The sequence below is a fragment of the Thalassospira sp. UBA4513 genome, assembly GCF_002388495.1.
Classification (GTDB): domain Bacteria; phylum Pseudomonadota; class Alphaproteobacteria; order Rhodospirillales; family Thalassospiraceae; genus Thalassospira; species Thalassospira tepidiphila.
Genome location: NZ_DGMR01000039.1, coordinates 438,769 through 444,623, shown reverse-complemented (window position 1 = coordinate 444,623; position 5,855 = coordinate 438,769). Strand labels below are relative to the sequence as shown.

Genomic DNA, 5,855 nt, shown 5'->3' with positions numbered 1-5,855 from the left:
AATCCCGGCCCCGGTGGCTGGGGCGCTATTTTGCGCTTCAAGGGTGTCGAAAAGGAAATGTCGGGCGGCGATCCGGAAACCACCAACAATCGTATGGAAATGATGGCGGCCATCAGTGCGCTGGAAGCCCTGAAACGTCCCTGTGTCATCGATATCTACACCGACAGCAGCTATGTCCGCGACGGCATTACCAAATGGATTTTCGGCTGGCAGAAACGTGGCTGGAAAACCGCCGATAAAAAGCCGGTCAAGAATGTGGAACTATGGCAACGTTTGCTCCAAGCCCTTGAACCGCATAAGGTCGAGTGGCACTGGGTCAAGGGTCATGCCGGTCACCCGGAAAACGAAAGATGCGACGAATTGGCCCGCCAAGCCGTGCCCCGATAACGAATTTTTCGCGGTTATCGGGAAAACCGCTTGAAGCTGAGGGACTTCGCTACAAGATAAATAGCTTTGCTGGCTTGTGTCAGATAATTGAATGTTTAACGAAATCAAACTTGCGTTTTCATCAAGTTGCGGTTTGACTTGAGACTAATTCAAGGGGGTGTTGGCACCCATACAAAGGTCGAGTACATTATATTCGACTAGCCTAAAGTGGGTGTCAGGGAGAGAACGCTTGTCACGCGGATCGTACGGGTTTTTACAACGAAAGTCCTTGAGCAGTCGGCTGCTGTTTATCGCATTGCCGCTGGTTTCGCTGTTCTCGCTCGCGCTTTTCATCGTCTTTGGCTATGTCAGCTACAAGGTGCTGCGCGACGACCTGAATGGCAAAGTCGAACAGACCGCCGACATCAACGCCCGCGTTCTGGCCACACCTTTCTGGTATCTCGACGTCGATAATATTGAATCTGCCCTAAACGCCATGGCGCGCGATCGCGACATCGTTGCCGTGCAGGCACTGGGCGCAGACGGCACCGAATTTGCCCATACCGGCGTATCGCAATCCGAATTGACCGACACGCTTCGACTTTCGCGCCGTGTCTATTTCGAACGCAACAACGTCCGCCATGACGTTGGCGAACTGGTGATTTACTTCACCGACGCCCGCGTTCAGGATTTGCTGTTCCGCCGTATTGCGATCGACATGATCCTGTTCGGGCTTTTGATCTCGGTCGTGGCCGCAAGCCTTCTGATCGCCAACAAACGCTCGATCAAGGAACCACTCAACCGATTGCTGCATTCCATTCGAATGACCAAGCACGGCCGTCTGCGCCGTCCGGTGGAATGGAACAGCTCGGACGAACTCGGGCTTCTGATCCGCGAATATAATGAAATGGTCGCCCTTCAGGGGCAGGCGCAGGAAGAAGCCCAGCGCAAACAGGCCCTGCTGGAAGCAACCCTTCACAATATCGGTCAGGGCATCTGTCTGTTCGATCAGGACCTGAACCTGATGGTCTGGAACGAACGCTATATCGAATTGCTGAACCTGCCGCGCGATCTGGTCAAGGAAGGCACCCCGCTTTCCGATATCCTGCGCTATAACGGCGAACGCGGCGAATACGGCGATGTCAGCATTCAGGCACTGATTTCCGACCGCGTTGCGATTGCCCGGCGTCGTGAACCCTATCGCATGGAACGGACCCGCCCGAATGGTCGTGTCATTCAGGTTGATCACAACCCGATGCCGGGCGGCGGTTACGTTGCGACCTACACCGATATTACCGAACGTAAACAGACCGAAGCCCGCATGCGTCACCTTGCGGTCCATGACGTTCTGACCAGCCTGCCGAACCGCACCCTGTTCCTTGACCGCCTGCGTCAGGCGCTGCTGTCGGCCCGTCGTTTCCAGCGCGGCGTGACGGTTCTGTTTGTCGACCTTGACCGGTTCAAGGATATCAACGACCACTTCGGCCACGATGTTGGCGATCTGATGATCCAGGAAATGGGGCAGCGTCTGTCGCGTATCATCCGGGATTCGGATACCGCCGCCCGCCTTGGTGGCGATGAATTCGCAATCATCCAGACCGATGTCCAGAACATCGAAGACACCATCGCCCTTGCCCAACGCATCATTGACGAGCTGTGCCAGCCATTTGATTGCCGCGGCATCCGCCTGCATTCGACCGCCAGTGTCGGTATCACCCTGTTCCCGGAAGACGGCGAAAACCCCGAACAGCTGGTCAAGAACGCCGATATGGCGATGTATGCCGCCAAGGCCGAAGGGCGCAATAATTACCGCTTCTTCCTGCCGTCGATGCACGAACGGGTCAAGGAACGCAAAACCATCGAGGAAGATCTGCGCAACGCGCTCGAACACGATCAACTCGAACTTTACTATCAGCCGAAAATCGATTGCCGCACCGAACGCGTCGTCGGTGCCGAGGCGCTTGTACGCTGGCATCACCCGGAACGCGGCCTGATCCTGCCCGGCGAATTCATTTCCGTTGCCGAGGAATGCGGCCTGATCAACCGTCTGGGTGCATGGGTTCTTGAAAAGGCCTGCCGTCAGACACGCATCTGGCGCGACTCATCACTTTCCGATCTTCGGATTGCCGTCAACCTGTCCCCGGCACAGTTCCAGGATGCCGAACTGGTTGATAGTGTGACCAAGATCGTCAAGGAAACTGCCCTGCCGCATGGCACGCTGGAACTTGAAATCACCGAATCCATTCTGATGAACAACCCGGAAAAGGCCGTCTCGACGCTCAAGGAACTCAAGGAACTTGGTGTTCTGATCGCGATTGATGATTTTGGCACCGGCTATTCGTCGCTGAACTATCTCAAACGTTTCCCGGTGACCTCGATCAAGATCGACCGATCCTTCGTGAACGACATTCATGTCGATGTCGATGACAAGGCGATTGTCGATGCCGTCATCGGCCTTGGCCACAGCCTTAACCTCGAAGTCGTTGCCGAGGGCGTGGAAGAAGTCGAACAGCTTGTCTATCTGCAGGAAAAGGGCTGCGACTTTATCCAGGGCTTCCTGTTCTCCAAACCACTGCCCGCCTCGACCTTTGAAAGCTGGGTCAACGAGCGCCATGGCACCGAACAGGAAACTGTTTCAGCCAAGTCCTGATCCGGGCACATCCAAAAAGAACCGGTCGCACCCGTTGTTGGGTCCGACCGTTTTTTTGTCAGATGGTTCTGCCCGCATGGACGTTAATAAAGCGCTGCATCCCCATGCGCATCGCTGGCACCATTTGATGAAACCGCTGTTTTGTCAGATGACTTGCGATCCACAAGATCAACAATCTCGGAAATCACCTTGGCCAACTGATAATCCTTGGGGGTATAGACCGCGGAAACGCCCATCTGGCGCAGCACCAGCATATCAGATTCCGGGATAATCCCGCCGACAACGACCGGAATATGACCGGCCCCTTGGGCACGCAGCCCGTTGACCACTTCACGCACCAGCGGCACATGCGACCCGGACAGGATCGAAAGACCGATGACATGCGCGCCGTCTTCGATGGCATTGCGCACCAGCTCCTCTGGCGTCCAGCGTATGCCTTCATACAAAACCTCGATCCCGGCTTCGCCCGCCTTGACCGCAATCTGTTCGGCGCCGTTGGAATGACCATCCAGACCCGGCTTGCCGACCAGCATCTTCATACGTTCGCCAAGCTTGTCGGAAACCTCATCAACGCGTTTGCGCAAATCCTGAAGGTTTTCGGCATCCCCGGTCACGATCATCGATGTAATCCCGGTCGGCGCACGGTATTCGCCAAACACGTCGCGCAGGGTTTCCGACCACTCGCCGGTGGTGACCCCGGCATGGGCGCAGGCAATGGAACTTTCCATGATGTTGCGACCTTCGCTGGCGGCTGACTTCAAATCGGTCAGCGTGGCATCGACTTCGGCCTGATTGCGCTCTGACCGCCAGGCTTTAAGTTTTTCGATCTGGTCCTGTTCGGCCATGTCATCGACGGTCAGGATCGACTTTTCCCCCGATGTCAGCGGCGAAGGTTCGGTTTCGGTAAAGGCGTTTACACCGATCACCTTTGTCAGCCCGCTTTCGATATCGGCCAGACGCAGCGCGTTGGACCGCACCAGTTCCTGTTTCATATAGCCGCGATCAACTGCGGCAATCGCCCCGCCCATCTCATCAATCTTTGCAAGTTCTGCCCGCGCACCTTCCTTAAGCGCGCCGACCTTGCGTTCAATCGCCGGGTTGCCATCAAACAGGTCTTCATATTCCAGAAGATCGGTTTCATAGGCCATGATCTGTTGCAGGCGCAGCGACCATTGCTGATCCCATGGACGCGGAAGGCCAAGGGCCTCGTTCCAGGCGGGCAACTGCACGGCGCGCGCCCGCGCATTCTTTGACAGAACCACTGCCAGCATCTCGATCAGAATACGATAGACGTTATTTTCGGGTTGCTGTTCGGTCAGGCCCAACGAGTTGACCTGAACGCCATAGCGGAACCGGCGATATTTGGCGTCTTCGATGCAGTAACGATCACGGGTGATTTCATCCCAAAGTTCGCAGAATGCCCGCATCTTGCAGATTTCAGTAACAAAGCGAATCCCGGCATTCACAAAGAACGAAATGCGACCGACCACCTTGGCAAAGTCCTCTTCGGGCACCTGACCCGAATCGCGCACCGCATCCAGAACCGCAATCGCCGTTGCCAGCGCATAGGCCAGCTCCTGCTCGGCCGTCGCCCCGGCTTCCTGCAGATGGTAGGAGCACACATTCATCGGGTTCCATTTCGGAACCTCGCGATAGGTAAAGGCCGCGACATCCGTAATCAGCTTAAGGCTGGGCGCTGGCGGAAAAATATACGTCCCGCGTGACAGATATTCCTTGATGATGTCGTTCTGGGTCGTGCCCTGCAGGCTGGCGCGCGCGGTGCCCTGCTTTTCGGCCACCGCAATATAAAGCGACAAAAGCCAGGCGGCTGGTGCGTTGATCGTCATCGACGTGTTCATCTGATCAAGCGGGATACCGTCAAACAACGTCATCATGTCACCCAGATGGGACACCGGAACGCCGACCTTGCCGACTTCGCCGCGTGCCAGAACATGGTCAGAATCATACCCCGTCTGGGTCGGCAGATCGAAGGCCACCGAAAGCCCGGTCTGCCCCTTTGCCAGGTTCTGACGATATAGCGCATTCGATGCCTGTGCGGAGCTGTGCCCGGCATAGGTCCGGATCAGCCACGGGCGATCGCGTTCCGGCTTTGCTGCGTTGCGCTTGTTTTCCATCGACATCGCGACCTCTTGTATTTTTATTACTCAATGTCTTTACGATAATTACGCCTGAACGTTATTAAATTATCTACTAGACATCACTTGGGTAATTATATAACAATTTGTGCAACGCGATAAAAGCGAAAACAAATATCGCCCAGGTTATCCTTGCTGAAATTCCGCAGGAAACCGGGAGATGCCCGGGGAAAATAAAATAAATTCCGTGGCTTGGAGGATCCGTCGACCGCAACGCAGCATTGGTAATTTAATTACCCTGCAAACCGGATCGACCCCGAACAAGGAGTGAAGGCCATGAATACGTCTGCTGAAGTGCTGCCTTTCCGTGGCGGTCAGGAAGAAAAAGATCTTTATGAAATTGGCGAAATCCCGCCATTGGGCCATGTGCCAAAGAATATGTATGCATGGGCGATTCGCGAAGAACGCCATGGCGAGCCCGATACGGCCATGCAGTGCGAAGTTTTGCCGGTGACCCAACCCGACAGCCATGAAGTGCTTGTTCTCGTGATGGCGGCCGGGGTGAACTATAACGGTGTCTGGGCATCCCTTGGCAAACCGATCTCGGTCTTCAACGTCCATGATTGCCCGTTCCACATTGCCGGATCGGATGCATCGGGCATCGTTTGGGCGGTTGGTTCGAAAGTCACCCGCTGGAAAGTCGGTGACGAAGTTGTCATTCACTGCAACCAGGATGATGGCGA

The 5,855-nt window shown here is 55.5% G+C and carries 4 protein-coding genes; 3 read left to right on the top strand and 1 reads right to left on the bottom strand.

The window, feature by feature from the left end; all coding sequences use genetic code 11:
• The coding region (gene rnhA, locus B2T33_RS18900; RefSeq protein WP_286792881.1) for a ribonuclease HI at positions 1 to 387 on the top strand (387 nt) is incomplete at its 5' end.
• Between the two features lie 268 nt (positions 388 to 655).
• Complete coding sequence (locus tag B2T33_RS18895) at positions 656 to 3,016, top strand: putative bifunctional diguanylate cyclase/phosphodiesterase (protein WP_008889181.1); 2,361 nt, start codon at positions 656 to 658, stop codon at positions 3,014 to 3,016.
• 83 nt (positions 3,017 to 3,099) lie between these two features.
• Here B2T33_RS18895 and B2T33_RS18890 read toward each other — a convergent pair whose 3' ends face one another.
• Positions 3,100 to 5,157, bottom strand: coding sequence for a protein meaA (locus B2T33_RS18890; protein WP_197146044.1), 2,058 nt, complete (start codon positions 5,155 to 5,157; stop codon positions 3,100 to 3,102).
• Between the two features lie 291 nt (positions 5,158 to 5,448).
• On the opposite strand from B2T33_RS18890, the gene B2T33_RS18885 reads away from it, so the two are divergent.
• Positions 5,449 to 5,855, top strand: a 407-nt coding sequence (locus B2T33_RS18885) for an alcohol dehydrogenase catalytic domain-containing protein (protein ID WP_286792880.1), incomplete at its 3' end; no start/stop codon positions are given.

Excerpts from the sequence above, each read along its gene's own strand:
- B2T33_RS18890 (WP_197146044.1), bottom strand. The coding sequence starts at position 5,157 with ATGTCGATGGAAAACAAGCGCAACGCAGCAAAGCCGGAACGCGATCGC.